The organism is Vibrio sp. Vb0667, assembly GCF_033391095.1.
The window spans coordinates 1-19,942 of record NZ_JAWPOL010000026.1; the positions used below are offsets into that span (position 1 = coordinate 1).

Annotated in this window: 17 protein-coding genes; 14 read left to right on the forward strand and 3 right to left on the reverse strand. The window is 45.7% G+C overall.

Features of this window, described 5'->3' with window-relative positions; all coding sequences use genetic code 11:
• Positions 1 to 695: 695 nt before the first annotated feature.
• Positions 696 to 1,823: a tRNA epoxyqueuosine(34) reductase QueG gene (queG, locus tag R8269_RS18490; RefSeq protein WP_005381370.1), complete on the reverse strand. Its 1,128-nt coding sequence runs from the start codon at positions 1,821 to 1,823 to the stop codon at positions 696 to 698.
• Between the two features lie 276 nt (positions 1,824 to 2,099).
• On the opposite strand from queG, the gene tsaE reads away from it, so the two are divergent.
• From tsaE to hflC, 8 genes are all read left to right on the forward strand, one after another.
• Positions 2,100 to 2,564 (forward strand): tRNA (adenosine(37)-N6)-threonylcarbamoyltransferase complex ATPase subunit type 1 TsaE, encoded by a 465-nt coding sequence (tsaE, locus tag R8269_RS18495; protein ID WP_005381372.1) that lies wholly within the window; start codon positions 2,100 to 2,102, stop codon positions 2,562 to 2,564.
• Positions 2,558 to 4,267, forward strand: coding sequence for an N-acetylmuramoyl-L-alanine amidase (locus R8269_RS18500; protein WP_005381374.1), 1,710 nt, complete (start codon positions 2,558 to 2,560; stop codon positions 4,265 to 4,267). Before tsaE ends, R8269_RS18500 begins: the two co-directional genes overlap by 7 nt.
• 18 nt (positions 4,268 to 4,285) lie before the next feature.
• Positions 4,286 to 6,298: a DNA mismatch repair endonuclease MutL gene (gene mutL, locus R8269_RS18505; RefSeq protein ID WP_318222610.1), complete on the forward strand. Its 2,013-nt coding sequence runs from the start codon at positions 4,286 to 4,288 to the stop codon at positions 6,296 to 6,298.
• The gene (gene miaA / locus R8269_RS18510) at positions 6,295 to 7,227 is read left to right on the forward strand and encodes a tRNA (adenosine(37)-N6)-dimethylallyltransferase MiaA (RefSeq protein WP_256901431.1); all 933 of its coding nucleotides are present in this window, start codon (positions 6,295 to 6,297) and stop codon (positions 7,225 to 7,227) included. The genes mutL and miaA overlap by 4 nt, the downstream gene beginning before the upstream one ends.
• A 194-nt stretch (positions 7,228 to 7,421) precedes the next feature.
• Positions 7,422 to 7,685 (forward strand): RNA chaperone Hfq, encoded by a 264-nt coding sequence (hfq, locus tag R8269_RS18515; RefSeq protein ID WP_005381379.1) that lies wholly within the window; start codon positions 7,422 to 7,424, stop codon positions 7,683 to 7,685.
• A 38-nt stretch (positions 7,686 to 7,723) separates the two neighbouring features.
• Complete coding sequence (gene hflX, locus R8269_RS18520; RefSeq protein ID WP_005381380.1) at positions 7,724 to 9,013, forward strand: ribosome rescue GTPase HflX; 1,290 nt, start codon at positions 7,724 to 7,726, stop codon at positions 9,011 to 9,013.
• A gap of 45 nt (positions 9,014 to 9,058) precedes the next feature.
• On the forward strand, positions 9,059 to 10,264 hold the full coding sequence (gene hflK / locus R8269_RS18525; protein WP_017633728.1) for an FtsH protease activity modulator HflK: 1,206 nt from the start codon (positions 9,059 to 9,061) through the stop codon (positions 10,262 to 10,264).
• A 2-nt stretch (positions 10,265 to 10,266) separates the two neighbouring features.
• A complete protein-coding gene (gene hflC / locus R8269_RS18530; RefSeq protein ID WP_005381382.1) occupies positions 10,267 to 11,247 on the forward strand; it encodes a protease modulator HflC in 981 nt (326 codons plus the stop codon).
• Between the two features lie 63 nt (positions 11,248 to 11,310).
• Here hflC and R8269_RS18535 read toward each other — a convergent pair whose 3' ends face one another.
• Complete coding sequence (locus R8269_RS18535) at positions 11,311 to 11,496, reverse strand: DUF2065 domain-containing protein (RefSeq protein WP_170890889.1); 186 nt, start codon at positions 11,494 to 11,496, stop codon at positions 11,311 to 11,313.
• Positions 11,497 to 11,668: 172 nt separating this feature from the next.
• On the opposite strand from R8269_RS18535, the gene R8269_RS18540 reads away from it, so the two are divergent.
• The gene (locus R8269_RS18540; RefSeq protein WP_005381385.1) at positions 11,669 to 12,985 is read left to right on the forward strand and encodes an adenylosuccinate synthase; all 1,317 of its coding nucleotides are present in this window, start codon (positions 11,669 to 11,671) and stop codon (positions 12,983 to 12,985) included.
• A 216-nt stretch (positions 12,986 to 13,201) separates the two neighbouring features.
• Positions 13,202 to 13,837: a flagellar protein MotX gene (motX, locus tag R8269_RS18545; protein ID WP_005381388.1), complete on the forward strand. Its 636-nt coding sequence runs from the start codon at positions 13,202 to 13,204 to the stop codon at positions 13,835 to 13,837.
• 80 nt (positions 13,838 to 13,917) lie between these two features.
• Here the strand turns inward: motX and hmpA are convergent, their stop codons facing one another.
• The gene (hmpA, locus tag R8269_RS18550; protein ID WP_256901432.1) at positions 13,918 to 15,102 is read right to left on the reverse strand and encodes an NO-inducible flavohemoprotein; all 1,185 of its coding nucleotides are present in this window, start codon (positions 15,100 to 15,102) and stop codon (positions 13,918 to 13,920) included.
• A gap of 157 nt (positions 15,103 to 15,259) precedes the next feature.
• Between hmpA and nsrR the strand changes: the two genes are divergently transcribed.
• From nsrR to R8269_RS18570, 4 genes are all read left to right on the forward strand, one after another.
• Positions 15,260 to 15,685 (forward strand): nitric oxide-sensing transcriptional repressor NsrR, encoded by a 426-nt coding sequence (gene nsrR, locus R8269_RS18555; RefSeq protein ID WP_005381392.1) that lies wholly within the window; start codon positions 15,260 to 15,262, stop codon positions 15,683 to 15,685.
• A 115-nt stretch (positions 15,686 to 15,800) separates the two neighbouring features.
• A complete protein-coding gene (gene rnr, locus R8269_RS18560) occupies positions 15,801 to 18,308 on the forward strand; it encodes a ribonuclease R (RefSeq protein ID WP_256901433.1) in 2,508 nt (835 codons plus the stop codon).
• Between the two features lie 67 nt (positions 18,309 to 18,375).
• A complete protein-coding gene (gene rlmB / locus R8269_RS18565; RefSeq protein ID WP_256901434.1) occupies positions 18,376 to 19,119 on the forward strand; it encodes a 23S rRNA (guanosine(2251)-2'-O)-methyltransferase RlmB in 744 nt (247 codons plus the stop codon).
• 110 nt (positions 19,120 to 19,229) lie between these two features.
• Positions 19,230 to 19,916 (forward strand): phosphoglycolate phosphatase, encoded by a 687-nt coding sequence (locus R8269_RS18570; RefSeq protein ID WP_213871900.1) that lies wholly within the window; start codon positions 19,230 to 19,232, stop codon positions 19,914 to 19,916.
• The last annotated feature ends 26 nt before the right edge of the window (positions 19,917 to 19,942 follow it).

The window sequence follows — 19,942 nt, forward strand, 5'->3', positions numbered from 1 at the left end:
GCGGGGTGGAGCAGCTTGGTAGCTCGTCGGGCTCATAACCCGAAGGTCGTCGGTTCAAATCCGGCCCCCGCAACCAAATACAAGACGATAGATTGAGTACTTATTTAGTATACAATTGTTAAGTCGTCTACGGATGCGCCGCTTGATTCAACGCCTGCTTCTCGCAACCAATCACATCGCTCTTTTCATAATGCTGCGAAGCATGAATCCCCAAAAGCTAAACTTTTATCCGCATCATATGATGTCGGACGATTTCGTTTGTGTTTAAAACACGATATGAATCGGCTGACGTACAGTATGATGAGGCTTCGCGTGTTTTATCTACTTTAATTAACAGAGTTATCCACATACGTCGTTCTGTGGATAAGTTGGTTGATAAAGTGTTTTTAGCTTGACTTTTTATGATGGGGAAGAAAGATCTTTTCTCTAAAATGAAGTTGAAACAACAAAGAAATACCAATTAAATCTTTGTTATATAAAGAAAAAATAAGTTTTTTGTCGGATCGAGTACGTTAAAATACGATCATTAACTGGTATTTTTTTGATCCTAGTCATTTCTCCGAGCTGTGTTTAACTTTTTTCTGTTAGCTTGTTTTTCTTGAATCTCAAATTTTTTTCCACATTACAAAATTGAGAACAAGGTCATGAATTGAACATGCAAAAGTACTTTCAATCTCTTGCATATAGACTACGCTCTATGCGTCTCTCGGCAGTCCCTTCTCGACTATCCTTATTAAGCGTTGCTTTTTCGTCTCTATAGATGAATTACTCTCAGTGGGGAGTTGATTCAGTTGCTCTGTCAAAGCCCATTTAATGTGCTCATCAAGTAATTTATTTTCACCTTGCCGACTTTCCAGCGCATCTATGATTCGCTGACTATATTCTGCATTACCAAGTGCGACAGCGATGTTACGTAGCCACTGTATATGACCAATACGACGGATAGCGGAGCCTTCCATATTTTTTAGAAAAGTCGCTTCATCCCAGTTAAACATGTCGACGAGGTCAGGGTTTTTGAAACTGTCACGACGGTGGAAATCATCTTGCTCCGTTATGTCGGCGTAGCGGTTCCATGGGCAAACCAATTGACAGTCGTCACAACCATAAATGCGGTTACCCATTGGCTTTCGAAACTCTTCAGGAATCACGCCATCGAACTCGATGGTGAGATAAGAGATACAACGCCTGGCATCGACAACTTTGTCTTCAACGATGGCTTGTGTTGGGCATGATGTAATGCATGCTTTGCATTTACCGCACTGATCAACGCTTGGCTCATCTACGGGTAGTGGTAAGTCGATAAGTAGTTCACCTAAAAAGAACCACGATCCACAGTCTTGATCTAAAATCAGGGAATGTTTCCCGGTCCAACCTAAGCCCGCTTTTTGGGCGAGAGGTCGCTCTAATATTGGTGCGGAATCAACGAAAGGTCGGTAACCATATTGACCAACCTCTTGTTCAATAAGTTTGCCGAGCTTATTTAGCTGCTTTCTGACGAGCTTGTGATAATCACGCCCTAGTGCGTAGCGGCTAATATAGGCATGACTTTTATTCGCGAGGTTTGAAGCGAATTGAGCCTCTGGTGGCAGATAGTCCATCCGGACGCTGATAACACGAACGGTTCCCGGGAGTAGCTCATGGGGTCTAGCACGCATCATGCCGTGACGAGCCATCCAATCCATTGAGCCGTGATAGCCTGCATCAAGCCATTTTTGTAGTGCTGCTTCATGTTCACTCAGATCAACGTCGCAGATCCCAACTTTTTGGAAGCCGAGTTCTTTTCCCCAAACTTTGATTTGTTGTGCGAGTTGTTCGTAGTTCATGTTAACCACCGGAATAAAGGGGGGCGGATCTTAACGGATCTCTGGCTTTGGTGCTACCCAGTTAGGTACGTTTTTGATGTTGTGAATACTGCTTATTGAAGTCATTTGCATATATTCTAAATCTAGGTCGATACTAAGATGATTAAGATACCGTTTATTGGATACTTTTTTCGCACATATGACATTTGAAAGCTTGTCTCTCAAAACCAACACGGTTTACTATTCCTGTTCTTTTGATTTTTATATAGTCAACGATCATTAGTTAGAGAAGCATCAATGAGCACGAAACAATTCAATTTAAAAGATGAGCATGAAACGGTTGCACTAGGCACCGCTCTGGCTCAGCTTTGTTCCCAGCAAACCACAATTTATCTGCATGGTGATTTGGGTGCAGGTAAAACAACCTTTAGTCGTGGTTTTGTCCGTGCTCTTGGTCATCAAGGTAACGTGAAAAGTCCAACTTATACTCTAGTCGAACCGTACCAGTTGGATCAGTGGCAAGTATATCACTTCGACCTTTATCGTCTTGCGGATCCTGAAGAGCTTGAGTTTATGGGGATTCGAGACTATTTCACAGACGATGCGATTTGCTTGGTTGAATGGCCTGAAAAAGGGCATGGCTTACTGCCACAACCGGATCTTGATGTAAACATTCGCTACCAAGGTGAGCAACGTGTAGCCGAACTAACAGCTAATAATGATTATGGTGTGCAGTTACTCAGTCGATTGGAGCTATGTTGAGTTTTTCAAATTTTAGAGTGGTGGCGACGTTTGTCGCCACTTTTCTCCTTCTCATCCCCAATTTAGCATTTGCTAACGTCGTTAAGAGTTTTCGAGTTTGGCCTTCACCTGATGAAACGCGTGTTGTCATCGATTTAGGCTCGGAAGCTGACTATTCCTATTTCTCTTTATCAGGGCCGGATCGCCTTGTCGTGGATTTAAAAAGCACGACGATGCAGGCCAAACTACCTGTTACTGTTACGGATAGCCCTGTTTTAAAACTGGTACGAAAAAGCTCGCCTCCAGAGAAGGGCACTTATCGTTTGGTGTTTGAACTAAAAAAGAGCGTTCAAGCGGAGTTATTTAAATTAAGCCCAACACCAGGTGGGCAGTATGGTCACCGCTTGGTGATTGATTTACCGCACGGTAAGAAGGCATCGACCTCTAAACCGAGTAAGCCAGCTGCGGCCAGCAAAGACATGAGCTCAGTTCAACGAGCTCAAGAAGTGTTAATTGTTATCGACCCTGGTCACGGTGGGGAAGACCCTGGCTCTATTGGCCCTTCACGTCGTAAGTACGAGAAAGATGCGGTATTGAGTATCTCAAGAAAAATTGCTGCTCAGCTCGATGCGACTCCTGGTATTAAAACGCGCATGACTCGTACGGGAGATTACTTTGTAAACTTAAACCGTCGTGTCGCGATTGCTCGTGAAAATGATGCACACTTACTGATCTCCATTCACGCTGATGCGTTTACCTCACCGAAGCCTCGCGGTGGTTCGGTCTTCGTACTAAATACTCGTCGTGCAAATACCGAAATTGCTCGTTGGGTCGAGAACCATGAGAAACAGTCTGAGTTATTGGGCGGCTCGGGTAATGCGTTCTTCACGAAGACAAAAGATCGTAACGTGAACCAAACTTTGTTGGACTTGCAGTTTAGTCATTCACAAAAAGAAGGCTATAAGCTGGCAACAGAAATCCTAGGTGAGATGGGACGTGTTGCGCACCTGCATAACACCAAACCGATCAACACCAGCCTTGCGGTTTTGCGCTCTCCACAGATTCCGTCTGTGCTAGTGGAAACGGGCTTTATTTCTAACCCAACAGAAGAGCGTTTACTGTTTCAACGAGCGCACCAAGATAAGTTAGCTCAGGCTATCACTAAGGCGGTCGTCAAGTACTTAAAAGATAACCCACCAGAGGGTACGGTGTTCTCGCCTTCAGCGAAGCCAATGGTACATATTGTAAAGCGTGGCGAGTCATTATCGGTGATCGCGAACAAATATGGGCTTAGCTCTAAAGCGCTGATGTCGGCAAACAACTTGAAGTCGACAGGCTTGGCAATTGGTCAGAAGCTCAACATTCCTTCTGCTGGTACGATTAAAGTGCCAAGTAAACCGATTACTGTTGAGACAGAAACCATTACGCACAAGGTTAAGTCTGGTGAGTTCTTAGGTAAGATTGCGAATCACTATAAAGTGAAGGTTTCAGATATCCGCCGAGAGAATAACTTGAAGTCAGATACCTTGTGGGTAGGGCAAAAGTTGAAGATAACGGTCGCGGTAAAAGATAAACCGATTCGTAAGCACAAGGTTTCTCGGGGTGAGTTCCTTGGCAAAATAGCGTCCAAATACGGCGTTAGCGTATCGAGCATTCGTAAAGCGAATAACTTACGCTCTGATCAGCTAGCGGTTGGGCAAGTCCTGATCATTCCAAACAAGTAGGTGAGCTTCTAACTCATTATGACGATTAAAATTTTGCCAGCCAGACTTGCAAACCAAATCGCCGCAGGGGAAGTGGTCGAAAGACCTGCTTCTGTGATTAAAGAGCTGGTTGAAAATAGTCTTGATTCTGGCGCAACTCGAATCGATATCGATATCGAGAAAGGAGGCGCAAAGCTGATTCGTGTTCGTGATAACGGAAAAGGTATCGCGAAAGATGAACTTGGCTTAGCGCTCAGTCGTCATGCGACATCTAAGATACATACCTTAGATGATCTCGAAGCTATTATGAGTCTAGGTTTTCGCGGTGAAGCGTTAGCCAGTATTAGCTCAGTCTCGCGTTTGACGCTCACGTCGCGTCCTGCGGCACAAGAAGAAGCCTGGAGTGCCTACTCCGAAGGGCGTGATATGCAGGTGAAGCTTAAGCCAGCAGCGCACCCGATTGGCACGACTGTTGAGGTGTTGGACTTATTTTTTAATACTCCAGCGCGTCGCAAGTTTCTTCGTACGGAGAAAACCGAATTTGCTCATATTGATGAGTTATTGAAACGTATTGCGTTAAGTCGCTTTGATGTCACCATCAATGTGCGTCATAACGGCAAGATCATCCGTCAATATCGCGCGGCGAAAAATCAGCTTCAAACCGAAAAGCGTATTGCTGCTGTCTGCGGTAATGCGTTTGTGCGGCATATGCTCAGAATCGAGCTTGAGCATCAAGGGTTAAAGCTACATGGGTGGATTACCACGCCAGAGGGAGCAAGGCAGCAAAGCGATTTACAATATTGCTATGTGAATGGCCGAATGATGCGTGACAAATTAATCAATCACGCGATTCGTCAAAGCTATGAAATGAGCTTAAAGCCAGATCAGTTCGCTGCGTATGTGCTCTTTATTGAGCTAGATCCGCACCAAGTAGATGTGAATGTTCACCCTGCTAAGCATGAAGTGCGTTTCCACCAAGCTCGTTTGGTGCATGATTTCATCTATCAAGCTTTGACGGATGCACTTTCACAAAGCGCCGTGATTGATAGACCACAGGTGAATGAATCGGCATTTCATCGCGTGGAACCGACTGAGTCCGAAGAGATTGAACATTCGCCAGAGCCTGAAAAAGTACAAGAGCCAGCATCTTCACCAGTACCAGAGCGGGTTTATCAAGCGATAGATAGTACACCGGCTTATCCTGGACGCAGTGATTATGAAGTGAAGCCTCGTAATAGCGGTCCTAGTGAAACCTCCGTGCGAGAGGCGCGCGTAGTGGAGTCATTCAAACGTAATGATTGGGTGGAATCCAAACCTGCACCAAAGCCAAGTCACAGTAAAGAGCGCCACGTAGAACCAGCGCCAACTAAACAAGAAGTACGCGCTTATCACGAGCTGTTGAAAACGCCAGAGTTTGAGGCTCAGGCAGTCACTCCAATAGCGCCCCAAACGATAACTTCGCACACATCAATGCCATCGATTACTGCATTAGGCAAAGCGCTGATGGTGGTCGATGAACAATTTGTTTTGATGAGCAGTGACAGTGGGGCGGCGTTAGTCTCGTTACCTAGAGCAGAATTTTATCGTGTAAAAGGCCAGCTTTCTCCAAGCGATGGTGCACTCAAGGCACAACCTCTGCTTGTTCCTCTATCTATTAAGTTAGAGGCCGAATTAGTGAGACTGGCCCAAGATTATCAACAAGATTTGGCATTGCTTGGTATTCAATTGAAAGCGAGAAACGAGCACGCCTTAATGGTGATGGGCGTCCCAGCTCCGCTGCGTCAACAAAACTTACAAAATTTAGTACCAGATCTGTTATCTTACGCGCAATCTTGTGTGAACGAAGGTATAGCAGCGGCTCAGATGCTGTCTGAGTTGATAGATTGGCTCGCATTACAGGTCACGACAGTGAAGAGTCACTATACTTTTTCTGAAGCCATTCAAATTATTGCGGAACTTGAACAGCTAAGACATGGTCAATTGCCATTAGAAGATACAAAATTCGTATCCGCTGTTGATTTCTCTGCCACGATAGCCAAATTAAAACCATGACAGATAAACTACCTTTGGCGCTATTTTTAATGGGGCCAACTGCATCAGGCAAAACTGAGCTGGCGATTCGTCTTCGTCAAAAATTTCCGGTTGAGATCATCAGTGTTGATTCTGCTTTGATCTACAAAGGGATGGATATCGGTACGGCGAAACCGGATGAAAAAGAGTTAAGTTTGGCGCCTCATCGCTTGATAGATATTTTGGATCCAAGTGAATCTTACTCTGCCGCCGACTTTCGTCGAGATGCATTGAAAGCGATGAATGATATTGTTGCAGAAGGAAAAATTCCACTTCTTGTGGGTGGAACAATGCTGTATTACAAGGCGTTACTTGAAGGTTTATCACCACTTCCTGCTGCAAATCCTGAAATTCGTCAGCAAATTGAACAAGAGGCATTGACTAAAGGTTGGTCAGTGTTGCACGATGAACTCAAAGAGGTTGATCCTGTGTCAGCCGCGAGAATCCATCCCAATGATCCCCAACGTTTATCTCGGGCATTGGAAGTTTTTCGCATTTCAGGTAAAACTTTGACTGAATTGACTCAAACGAAAGGTGAAAGCCTACCATACCGAGTCAAGCAGTTTGCAATAGCTCCCAAGGATAGGGCAGAACTTCACCGTCGGATTGAACTCCGTTTCGAGAAGATGATGGAAGCGGGCTTTGAAGAAGAAATGAAAGCGTTATATTCGCGAAAAGATCTTCACCCCGATCTTCCTTCCATACGATGCGTCGGTTACCGACAGATGTGGGAGTATTTAGATGGGGAGTGTACACGTGACGAAGCGGTATTTCGTGGCGTATGCGCGACTCGTCAATTGGCCAAGCGTCAAATCACCTGGTTACGCAGCTGGGATGATTTAACTTGGTTGGATAGCGAGAACATTGAACAGGCATTAGAAACGATGTCGGAAGCAATAGCATCTGATTGACATAGCTGTGTATAATGTGATCGTTTTTGCGTGAACGCACTCTCAAAGGATCTGTTGTTGGCGGTTTTTATACTATGCTGCTAATTACTTAGAGTGCATTTTTGATTCGTTTAGCTCAGATGCAAAAGCCGTATCTTTTGCATTGCACCACTAGCTAAATAATTACAACTACAAATTAAATAAGGAAAATAAAAATGGCTAAGGGGCAATCTCTACAAGACCCATTTCTAAACGCGCTACGTCGTGAGCGTATCCCGGTATCTATCTACCTTGTGAATGGTATTAAACTACAAGGTCAGATCGAATCATTCGATCAATTTGTGATCCTGCTGAAGAATACTGTTAACCAAATGGTGTACAAGCACGCGATCTCAACAGTTGTGCCGGCTCGTCCAGTGAGCCATCACAGCGGTGAACGTCCACAAGGTGAGCGTCCACAAGAGAAATCTGAAGATTAATTCTTCATCGAGTATTTTTAAAATAAGGAGTTGATTGCTTGTTTGACCGTTATGAATCCGGTGAGCGAGCCGTACTTGTTCATATCAACTTCACGCAAGAAGGTGAATGGGAAGATCTGGCTGAGTTCGAAATGCTGGTTTCTTCTGCTGGGGTAGAGGCGCTACAAGTGGTAACTGGTAGTCGTCAATCCCCACACCCGAAATACTATGTCGGAGAGGGTAAGGCCCAAGAGATTGCTACAGCGGTACAATCAACGGGTGCCGAAATTGTGATTTTTAATCACGCCCTCTCTCCTGCCCAAGAACGTAACCTCGAAGCACTGTGCCAATGTCGAGTTCTCGACCGCACTGGTCTTATTCTCGATATCTTTGCTCAACGAGCTCGAACACACGAAGGTAAGCTACAGGTAGAGCTGGCTCAACTTCGTCATATCTCTACTCGTTTGATTCGTGGTTGGACACACCTTGAAAGGCAGAAAGGTGGTATCGGTTTACGTGGCCCGGGTGAAACCCAGCTGGAAACCGACCGTCGCTTATTGCGTGACAGAATCAAAGCCATCCTGCGACGCTTAGACAAAGTAGCGAAGCAGCGTGAACAAGGGCGCCGCGCCCGAAATCGAGCTGAAATCCCAACGGTTTCACTTGTGGGTTACACCAACGCGGGTAAGTCGACACTCTTCAACCGTATTACAGAAGCTGGCGTGTACGCGGCTGATCAATTATTTGCTACTTTGGACCCGACTTTACGTAAGATAGAGTTAGCAGATGTTGGTCCTGCCATCTTGGCAGACACGGTTGGTTTTATTCGACATTTGCCACACGACTTGGTTGCGGCCTTCAAGGCAACCTTGCAGGAAACGCAAGAAGCTGACATTTTGTTACATGTTGTTGATGCCAGTGATGAGCGTTTTCGTGAGAATATTCAAGCTGTTCATGAAGTACTAGAAGAGATCGACGCGCATGAAGTGCCGACTCTGGTTGTCATGAACAAAATCGACAATCTAGATTCGCAGAAACCACGTATAGAACGAGACGAGGAAGGCGTACCTCGCGCAGTTTGGGTTTCAGCAATGGATGGGTTGGGCATTGATGTCCTGTTTGAGGCTCTGACGGAACGTCTGGCGTCACAAATGGTCGAGCATCAGTTGCGAATTCCTCCACAGTATCAAGGACGATTCCGTAGTACCTTCTTCCAAATGAAGTGTATTCAACGTGAGGAATATGACCAGGATGGTAACTTGTTGATCGATATTCGAATGCAGCAAGTAGATTGGTCTAGACTTGAAAAAAGAGAAGGGGCAGTTTTGACTGGCTTTATAGTCACTTAAAGGACTGCTACAGTATAACGTCATATCAAATGATGGAGCTTTCTAATGGCGTGGAATGAGCCTGGAAATAACAACGGCAACAATGGCCGCGATAATGACCCTTGGGGTAATAATAATCGTGGTGGCCAGCGTCCTGGTGGCCGAGATCAAGGTCCGCCAGATTTAGATGAAGTGTTCAACAAACTGAGTCAAAAGCTGGGCGGCAAGTTTGGTAAAAAAGGCGGCGGTGGTTCTCCAATCGGCGGCGGTGGTGGTAGTGCAATTGGCTTTGGCGTGATTGCTCTGATTGCTGTTGCAGTTTGGTTCTTCGCTGGTTTTTACACCATCGGTGAAGCAGAGCGTGGTGTTGTACTGCGTTTAGGTAAATACGATCGTATCGTAGACCCAGGTCTTAACTGGCGTCCTCGCTTTATTGATGAGTACGAAGCGGTAAACGTACAAGCGATTCGTTCACTACGTGCATCTGGTCTAATGCTGACCAAAGATGAAAACGTTGTAACAGTTGCGATGGATGTTCAGTACCGAGTGACTGACCCATACAAATACTTGTACCGTGTAACCAATGCAGACGACAGCTTGCGTCAAGCAACGGATTCTGCACTACGTGCAGTAATTGGTGACTCATTGATGGATAGCATTCTAACCAGTGGTCGTCAGCAAATTCGTCAAACTACGCAAGAAACACTGAACCAAATCATTGATAGCTATGATATGGGTCTGGTACTTGTTGATGTGAACTTCCAGTCTGCTCGTCCACCAGAGCAAGTGAAAGATGCGTTTGATGATGCAATCGCAGCACGTGAGGATGAAGAGCGTTTCATTCGTGAAGCTGAAGCATACAAGAACGAAATCTTGCCTAAGGCAACGGGTCGTGCAGAGCGTTTGAAGAAAGAAGCACAAGGTTACAATGAGCGTGTCACTAACGAGGCTCTTGGTCAGGTAGCACAGTTCGAAAAACTACTACCAGAATACCAAGCAGCGCCTGGTGTAACGCGTGATCGTCTGTACATTGACGCAATGGAAGAGGTGTACTCAAGCACTTCGAAAGTGTTGATTGACTCGGAATCAAGCGGCAATCTTCTTTACCTTCCAATCGATAAGTTGGCGGGACAAGAGGGCAAAGCAGATACCAAACGTAAATCGAAGTCATCTTCAACTTATGATCAAATTCAACTTGAGTCTGATCGTACACAAGAAGACACTTCGAACACGCAGTCTCGTTCAACAGGTTCACGTCAAGGGAGATACTAAGAATGCGTAAGTTAATGATCCCTGTACTGGTAATCGCACTGGCATTAATGTTGATGTCTTTGTTTGTGATTCCTGAAGGTGAGCGCGGTATCGTGGTTCGATTTGGTCGTGTCTTGAAAGACAACAACGACATCACTCGAATTTACGAGCCTGGTCTGCATTTCAAGATGCCTTTGTTTGACCGTGTGAAACAACTTGATGCACGTATCCAAACAATGGATGGCCGTGCAGACCGTTTCGTAACGTCTGAGAAAAAAGACGTTATCATTGATACCTACGTGAAGTGGCGTATTGAAGATTTTGGTCGCTACTACCTCGCGACTGGAGGTGGTAACTCGCTAACGGCAGAGGCACTACTTGAGCGTAAAGTGACGGACGTGCTTCGTTCTGAAATCGGTGCTCGTGAAATCAAACAGATCGTATCTGGTCCACGTAACGATGATGTGCTACCAGAAGACGCAAGTGCCGATGTTGTCGCAACTGAAGCGGCTCGTGAGGCGCTTGAGATTGATGGTGAACGCGACCTAATCATGTCTGAAGTATTGAAAGACACGCGCGAAAGCGCAATGAAAGACTTGGGTGTTCGTGTCGTTGATTTCCGAATGAAGAAAATCAACCTGCCTGATGAAATCAGTGAGTCTATCTACCGTCGTATGCGTGCGGAGCGTGAGTCTGTTGCTCGTAAGCACCGTTCTCAAGGTCGTGAAAAGGCGGAAGTTATTCGTGCTCAAGCAGAACTAGAAGTAGCAACTATTCTAGCTGAAGCTGATAAAACTGCGCGTGTGACACGAGGTGAAGCGGATGCTGAAGCTGCGAAGATTTATGCTGAAGCGTACAACAAAGACCCTGAGTTCTTTAGCTTCCTACGCTCGCTACGTGCGTATGAGAAGTCCTTCAGCTCTAAGAGCGATATTCTGGTGCTTGATCCGAAGAGTGAGTTCTTCCAATACATGAACCAGTCGAAGGGCAGCATGGAGAAATAATCTCCGCGTCTCATTGAAATAAAAGGCTCCTTAGGGAGCCTTTTTTGTATCTGATGCTAAGTGCTAGCTCATCATGATGGCGATGACGGATCCAGCAACTACTAGGCAGCCACCGATGCGTCGTAGCTGATGGTTGGGTTGTTCACTTAATTGAGCCACCATATTCCGCCAACCGTTAGGAGCAATCAGTGGCCCAATGCCTTCCACGATCAAGACGAGCCCAATCGCCAACCATATGGATTCAGACATAGCGCTTTCCAGTCGAATAGAGAAAGCTAAATACTATCAGTGATATGCTGATTTCAAAATGAACAAAGTGGCAAGATGACATTCTGGTAGTAACTCTGTGAACAAAAAATGACTGCAAGAAGCGTGATTCGGTGCTAGAATCCATTTTTAACTAGCAATCAGACTTGGAAAGATGGGAAATAACGTAGTCGTTCTAGGCACCCAATGGGGTGACGAAGGTAAAGGTAAAATCGTAGACCTTTTAACTGAAGATGCAAAATACGTGGTACGCTACCAAGGCGGTCACAACGCAGGTCACACTCTCGTAATTGACGGTGAAAAAACCGTTCTTCACTTAATTCCATCAGGTATCCTTCGCGATAACGTAAAATGTGTTATCGGTAACGGTGTTGTACTATCACCTGAAGCTCTACTTAAAGAAATGAAGCCTCTTGAAGAGCGCGGTATTCCAGTACGCGAGCGTCTTTTCATTTCTGAAGCATGTCCGCTAATTCTTCCTTACCACGTTGCAATGGACCAAGCTCGCGAAATCGCTCGCGGTAAAAAAGCTATCGGTACTACTGGTCGTGGTATCGGTCCAGCATACGAAGATAAAGTTGCTCGTCGCGGTCTACGCGTTGGCGACCTATTCGATATGGCGACTTTCGCAGAGAAGCTAAAAGAAGTCATGGAGTTCCATAACTTCCAACTAGTTAACTTCTACAAAGCGGAGCCAGTAAGCTACGAAGAAGTACTTGAGCAAGCTAAAGGCTACGCTGAACTACTAACGTCAATGGTTATCGACGTAACTGACGAACTAGACGCAGCACGTAAGCGCGGCGACAAGATCATGTTCGAAGGTGCACAAGGTACACTACTTGATATCGACCACGGTACTTACCCGTACGTAACGTCTTCTAACACGACTGCTGGTGGTGTTGCTGCAGGTTCTGGTTTTGGTCCTCGTCACATCGGTTACATCTTGGGTATCGCAAAAGCGTACTGTACTCGCGTTGGTGCTGGTCCATTCCCGACTGAACTATACGACGGTTTAGATAAGCAAGATCCTATTGGTAAGCACTTAGGTGAAGTTGGCCACGAGTTCGGTGCGACAACTGGTCGTCTACGTCGTACAGGTTGGTTCGATGCTGTTGCTATGCGTCGTGCAATCCAAATCAACTCTGTATCTGGTTTCTGTCTAACTAAACTAGACGTACTAGATGGTCTAGAAGAGTTAAAAATCTGTACTGGTTACAAGATGGAAGATGGCTCTGTGCTAGAAGTTTCTCCGATGGCTGCTGAAGCATTCGAAAAAGCAACGCCAATCTACGAAACAATGCCTGGTTGGTCTGAGAACACATTTGGTGCTAAGTCACTAGATGCTCTACCACAAGCCGCTCTTGACTACATCAAGCGTATTGAAGAGCTAACTGGCGTTCCAGTAGACATCATCTCTACAGGTCCTGACCGTAACGAAACTATCATCAAAGTTCACCCATTCGAAGCTTAATTGATAGCCGTTAAAGATTGCAAAAGCCGACCTTATGGTCGGCTTTTTTGTATCTGAACAAAAACAGCGTGACTCTCATATGGCAAGCTTTTGCCGCTGAGCCTAAATCAGAGGCAAAAATTGTCTAAAGCTTAGCTGTTTTTTGCCGATAAGGTTATCAAGCAGAGGAGATCCTTCACCGATCTTTGGTTTCTTAGATACCTTAAGGGTACGTTTATGAAGTTACGAACAGTGGCTGCTTCACTGTTGTTGACCTTGGTTGCTACCACAGTGAAAGCTAATGTTGCTGATGTGGGGGCACCAGTTCCGATCTATACCGAAGCAGAGCTGATAAAGCTTATTGAGCAAAATAAGCACTTACAACGTGTGCGCGCTGATAACTGCCAGCTGGTGGAGGATATCGTAGCTCGTGCGACTCGAATTAACTTACCCGCTTATGAGTTTCTATACGGAGATATGTTAGCTTGGGGTGTGTGTGTCGAGCAAGATGTCGAACTGGGTCTTTACTATATCGAAAATGCAGCGCATCAGGGGTTACCTGCTGCACTAGAGCAGATTGGCCGATACTATTCGCGTGGCACTTTAGTACAGCAAGATAAAGAACGTGCAATTCCATATTTGCGAGAAGCAGCGTCAATGGGAAACCTAAACGCGCGTATTCATCTGGCCGAGTTGCTTTTACGTGATTATGGCAGTCCACTCGATTACGAAGATGCGTATCGTTGGTTATATAACTCTGTCACAGCAGATAAGCGGCAGCATAAGCGCATAACTGTATTGAGAAACGGCCTTGAACAGCGTATGCCACAAAACGTTATTGCTCGAGCTAAACGGCGAGACACCTTTTGGTAACGCTTCAATATTGCAAACAACTTCATACAACAAAGCCCACGTCACGTGGGCTTTGTTGTTTTCCCGATAGTTGGTAGCGCTTAAACCACTTTGTGTGGACCGAAGCATTCGTAATGGAATTGCTCTTCTGGTACGCCAAGTTCTAATAGCTGTTTCGCTACGTGCTGCATAAATCCTACAGGACCACAGAAGTATACCTGCACTTTATCTTGCTTTAATGCAGCTTCAATTTCATACAGATTGACAAAGCCCGTGAAGTGGAAGTCTTCACCTAGCTTGTCTTCTGCCGTTGGTTGGTTATACCAAACGAGCGCGTTCATATTTTCTTTTTCTGCAACGAGTTGGTTTACGTGTTGCTTGAAAGCATGCTGTTGGCCATTTTCTGTTGCATGAACCCAAGTTACAGGTGCTTGATGTGCTGAGAGACTTTCTAGCATTGACAGCGTTGGAGTAAGTCCCACACCAGCAGAAATTAGAACAACGGGTGTTTGTGGTTCGGCATCCATAAAGAAATCACCGGCAGGGGCCGCAAGCTGCACTTTTTCGCCAATGTTCAGGCTATCGTGCAGGTAGTTCGACACTTTTCCGCCTTCTTCACGTTTTACTGAGATACGGTAGGTGTTCTCTTGGACCGCAGAAGACAGGCTATATTGGCGAATTTCTTGGTTTTCTAACTGTTCACTGTTGATGTAGATGCCAAGGTATTGTCCCGGTTTATACGGCGCCACTTTTTGGCCATCGGTTGGCTTGAACACAAAGCTGCAAATGTGTTCGCTCTCAATCTTTTTATCGACTAATTCAAATTCGCGTAGACCGCGCCAGCCGCCTTCCAAAGCTTCATTTTGTTGGTAAATTTGTTCTTCGCGCTGAATAAATACATTCGCAAGTACGCCGTAAGCCTCAGCCCAAGCATCCAACACTTCTTGACCTGGATTAAAAAGCTCATCGATTGTCGCAAGTAAATGCTTACCAACAATTTGGTACTGATCTTCTGTGATCAAAAAGCTCGTGTGCTTATGCGCAATTTTCTCTACTGCGCCAAGCAGAGCTGGCAAATTTTCAATATTGGCAGCATAGGCACAGATAGCGTTGAATAATGCTTCACGCTGATCGCCGTTACGCTGGTTACTCATGTTAAAAATATCTTTCAACTCAGGGTTATGAGTAAACATACGCTCGTAAAAGTGCGCGGTCAGTTTTGGTCCTGTTTCGGCGATGAGTGGTGCGGTCGCTTTGACGATCTCGATAGTTTGATTGCTGAGCATAAGGGCTTCCTACTTTAAGTTGTATTTATAATGCATGTTTAAAGTTGTATCTCAAATGTATCTTTCGATCAAGAAAAGATTTACACTTTTATCGATAGCTCAAGTTTGGGGTTTTAGCATCACCAGCGGGTTATTGAGTCGCACTTTGGGAGAGAATATGCAGTTAACTAGTTTCACTGATTATGCGTTGAGAACCTTAATTTTCTTGGCTTCGTTGCCGGAAGATGAGTTAACCAGCATTACCGAAGTGACGGATTTATTTGGTGTGTCGCGCAACCATATGGTTAAAGTTATCAATCGGTTAGGACAGTTGGGTTATGTCCATACCGTGCGCGGAAAAAACGGTGGTATCCGGCTGATGAAGCCAGCGTCTGAAATCACAGTCGGTGGTGTTGTGCGCGATTTAGAGCCGTTAGATTTAGTCAACTGTGGTGTGGATTTTTGCCATATTACCCCTGCTTGCCGCCTCAAAGATAAATTGGCGAAAGCAAAAAGTGCCTTCCTGGCGGAGTTGGATGATTGCACGATTGAATCCTTGCTCAGTGACAATTCTGAACTTTTGATCTTGCTGGCTCGTCCTTAACTCATTTGCATGCCTAGAGTCGATCTCGATCATTCTTTTTTCAAAGCAATTCTGTAGCTTATCGAGAGACTCAGATATACTAGCCATATACCTTCCTTGCTAGATAGGCGTGCCTATGTCAGACAATATTCCAAACGATCCTTTTGCAGATCGTGAATCCAAAAATTACGAAAATCCAATTCCAAGCCGAGAGTTTATCATCGAGTTTCTAGAGCAAGCGGGCGTTCCAATGAATCGTAACGACTTGTATGAGGCACTAAAGCTTGAGGGCGAAGAGCAATACGAAGGGTTGCGTCGTCGGCTACGTGCGATGGAGCGAGATGGCCAACTGGTGTTTACCCGCCGTCAGTGCTATGCATTGCCTGAAAAACTTGAAATGGTGAAAGGTTACGTGATTGGTCATCGTGATGGCCATGGTTGGGTACGTCCAGAAGGCAGCGTCGGCAAGGATGATGATATTCTGTTACCGCACCATCAGATGAAGAACATCATCCACGGTGATTTTGTCTTAGTGCAACCTACAGACAACAGCAAGCGCGGCCGCCGTGAAGGACGTTTGGTGCGTGTGCTAGAGGAGCGTAATGATCAAATCGTCGGTCGTTTCTTCCTTGAATATGGATACTCCTACGTTGTCCCAGATGACTCGCGTATCAGCCAAGATATCCTGATCCCAAATGAGCACAAAGCGGGTGCACGCATGGGTAACGTAGTCGTAATTGAAATTACTGATCGTGGCTCACGCTCACGCGGCATGATGGGTAAAGTGGTTGAAGTCCTTGGTGAAAACATGGCACCAGGTATGGAAACACAAATTGCGATTCGCACACACCAAATCCCTCACGAATGGCCAGAAGCCGTCGATAAACAAATCGAAAACTTAGGCGAAGAAGTACCAGAAGAAGCGAAAGTTGGTCGTGTGGATCTACGTGATTTGCCACTAGTGACCATTGACGGCGAAGACGCACGAGACTTTGATGATGCCGTTTACTGTGAAAAGAACAAAGAAGGTGGTTGGCGTTTATGGGTAGCGATTGCTGACGTCAGTTACTACGTTCGTCCTGACTCTGCGTTGGACAAAGAAGCGATAAATCGTGGTAACTCAGTATATTTCCCGTCGCAAGTTGTGCCGATGTTGCCAGAAGTACTATCGAACGGCCTATGTTCGCTCAACCCGCAAGTAGATCGCTTGTGTATGGTGTGCGAAATGACCATTTCCGATACAGGTAAGCTGTCTGGTTACAAGCATTACGAGGCGGTGATGAACTCGCACGCTCGTCTCACATATAGCAAAGTGAGCGCGATTCTAGAAGGGGATGAAGAACTACGTGAGCGCTACCAGCCGCTTGTTTCTCATCTAGAAGAGTTGCACAAGATGTACAAAGTGCTGAAAGAAGCACGAGATCAACGCGGTGCAATCGAATTTGAAACCGTTGAAACCAAATTTATTTTCAATGCGGAACGTAAAATCGAAAGCATTGAGCCAGTAATTCGTAATGACGCGCATAAGATCATCGAAGAATGTATGATTTTAGCCAACATTGCTTCGGCATCGCTGGTAGAAAAAGCGAAAGAGCCCGCGCTTTATCGTATCCACGAATCTCCAGGTGAATTACGCCTGCAAGGTTTCCGTGACTTCTTAAGTGAACTTGGTCTTGAGCTAAAAGGTGGTTTAGAGCCTTCACCAACGGACTATGCTGATCTCGCACGTCAAATCTCCGGGCGTCAAGATCAAGAGTTGATTCAGACCATGCTGCTACGCTCAATGAAGCAAGCGGTATACAACGCAGATAACGCGGGGCACTTTGGGTTGGCATTGAAACGCTATGCGCACTTTACGTCGCCAATTCGTCGTTACCCTGACTTGTTACTTCACCGTGCAATCAAGTATCTGATTGCTAAAGAAGAAGGTCGTAATCAAGATCGCTGGACACCAACAGGTGGCTATCATTACTCGTTTGACGACATGGATTTTTACGGCGAACAATGTTCGATGACAGAGCGCCGTGCTGATGATGCAACACGTGATGTTGCGGATTGGCTGAAGTGTGAATATATGCAAGACCACGTCGGTGACGAACTAGACGGTGTTATTGCTAATGTCACTAGCTTTGGCTTCTTTGTACGTTTAACGGATTTGCACATCGATGGTTTGGTACATATTTCTACCCTTGCGAACGACTACTATCAATTTGACCCGATTGGTCAACGACTTATTGGTGAAAGTTTCGGTAACATCTACCGCTTAGGTGATGCAGTAAAAGTAAAAGTACTGGCTGTTAACCTCGATGATAAGCAAATTGACTTTGAATTGGTCGAAACAAGTCGTAAGCTACGCGGCGAAGGTAAGACTGCGAAGAAACGCGCAGCGGAAGCAAAACGCAAAGCGAAAGATAAAAAACGCGCTGCGACTCGCTCTTCATCGAAAGAAGGTGGCGCGGCTCGTGCAATTCCTGCGATAGAGCCAACTAAACGCCCAGAAGAAACGGGCGCAACGAGTAAGCGTAATGGCCCAAAACGTGGTGACGCCGAAGGCAACGAGAAGCCTAAAGTGAAAAAAGCACGTAAAAAGAAGCCGCACAGTAAGCCGAAGAAAACCAAGCGCACTAAAAAAGAAGCGCAGTAGGTTGAAGCGCCAACTTAGTTCAAACTCGGTTGGCGCAGGCAATACGACCAGAACAACAGGTTAAACAATGAGTAACGAATTTATCTACGGCATTCACGCAGTGAAGGCGGTATTGGAGCGCGAACCAGAGCGTTTTATCGAGGCGTACGTTTTAAAAGGTCGTCAAGATGATCGCCTAATGCCAATCCTAAATGATCTTCAGGTTTGTGGTGTTTCTATTCAGCAGATGACACGTAAAACCTTGGATGACAAAGCACGCGGTACAAATCACCAAGGCATCATCGCTCGTGTGAAACCAGCGAAGCAGCTGAATGAGAACGATATTGATGACATCCTTGCAAAGCACGAATCACCACTGCTCTTAGTGTTAGACGGCGTGACCGATCCACACAATCTTGGTGCGTGTTTACGTAACGCAGATGCGGCAGGTGCTGCGGCGATCATCGTACCGAAAGATCGTTCTGCGCCAATGAATGCGACGGTAAGCAAAGTCGCTTGTGGTGCAGCTGAAGTCGTACCATTGATCCGAGTGACTAACTTGGCTCGTACTATGCGTACATTGCAAGAGAAAGGCATCTGGTTTGTTGGTACTGCGGGTGAAGCAACGCACGACATCTACCAAGCCAAACTGACTGGACCTCTTGCTATCGTAATGGGGGCTGAAGGTGACGGTATGCGTCGTCTGACTCGTGAAACCTGCGACGATTTGATTAAGATCCCAATGGCTGGTAGCGTTTCAAGCTTGAACGTATCTGTAGCATCCGGCATCTGTTTGTTTGAGGCAGTTCGTCAGCGTATTGCTGCAAAGTAACGACGAAACAAACAGTTACTGTAGAATCAGACATAATGATAAAAACAAAGGATGGGGTGCCATCCTTTGTCGTTTTCACCGATTTATAAATAAAAATCCTCAGGGAAGTTATGACTCAACAAGACATTAAATTCATCGCCTTCGATCTAGATGGTACTTTGCTTGATAGCGTGCCAGATCTAGCTGTCGCGGCAGACCAAGCAGTACAGGCGCTTGGCTTTCCATCGGTTTCAGAAGAACAAGTTCGTGATTACGTGGGTAACGGTGCAGACGTGCTTATTGGTCGCTCATTAAGCCAAAGCCTGACCATCAACCCGGAGCTGAGTGAAGAGCTTCGTGCTAAAGCGCGTGTATTGTTTGATGATTACTACGAGCAAAGCGGTCACAAGCTAAGTCATCTTTACCCAACGGTAAAAGAGACACTAGCAGAGCTGCACAAAGCGGGCTTTGTTATGGCGTTGGTGACTAACAAACCTTCAAAGTTTGTGCCTGACGTTTTGGAAAAGCACGACATCGCAAAATACTTCGTTGATGTCCTTGGCGGTGATGCATTCTCAGAGAAAAAACCAAACCCAGTAGCATTGAACTGGTTGATGGAAAAGCACCAAATCCAACCAAGTGAAATGCTGATGGTTGGCGACTCGAAAAACGACATTCTCGCAGCAAAGAATGCAGGCTGTGCCTCATTTGGTCTGACATATGGTTACAACCACGGTGAACCTATTTCAGCATCAAATCCAGATTTCGTCGCTGACAGTTTGGCAGAATTATTGGACGTTGTAGCGGTTTCTGCATAACGGCTACAAAAGAGCTTCCAAAATAC